At 43.6% G+C, this 527-nt stretch carries 1 protein-coding gene; it reads right to left on the bottom strand.

The features are described from left to right. Positions 1-176 precede the first annotated feature (176 nt). On the bottom strand, positions 177-527 hold a 351-nt coding region (locus tag M3175_RS25805; protein WP_251524542.1), incomplete at its 5' end, for a hypothetical protein.

Genomic DNA, 527 nt, shown 5'->3' with positions numbered 1-527 from the left:
ACATTGGCATCCTTGGCGGCTTGTAAGGCTTGACGGATATCACCTTGATATTTTTCTAAATCCAAACGGTTTAGATGCGCATGGGTATCGGTAAACATATCACTCTCTTTTTTTAATTGATTGACGCTTAAATAAGGCTGCGGCGCATAAATTCAATCAAATGCACCGTCAAAGCGTTAATCATCGGGTAAAAATTCTTGCAGCACTTGGTTTAAAAATAAAAACCCTTGCGCTGTGCAGTGGATATGGTCACCGCTTAACTCAACCAACCCCCGATTGTGTAGTTTTATCAATTGTGGCTCAATGACTGACCATGCCAAGCCTGTTCTCTGTGTCCAAAACTGTTTGGGCACGCCATTTTTTAGCCGCAGCCCATTCATCATAAATTCAAACGGTAAATCAGCAGGCTCAATGGCTTGCCAACCTATCGCTGACTGATTAATCCTATAATCTTTTGGTAAACGGGATTTGCTAAACCGGTAAATGCCATCAGGCCGCGTGACTTTACCATGCGCGCCTGCCCCAAT

Origin of the sequence: Robertmurraya korlensis, assembly GCF_023715225.1 — a bacterium.
In the GTDB taxonomy this organism is placed as follows: Bacteria; Bacillota; Bacilli; order Bacillales; family Cytobacillaceae; genus Robertmurraya_A.
Note: the sequence above shows the minus strand (reverse complement) of the source record. Positions and strands in the feature narration are given on the sequence as shown.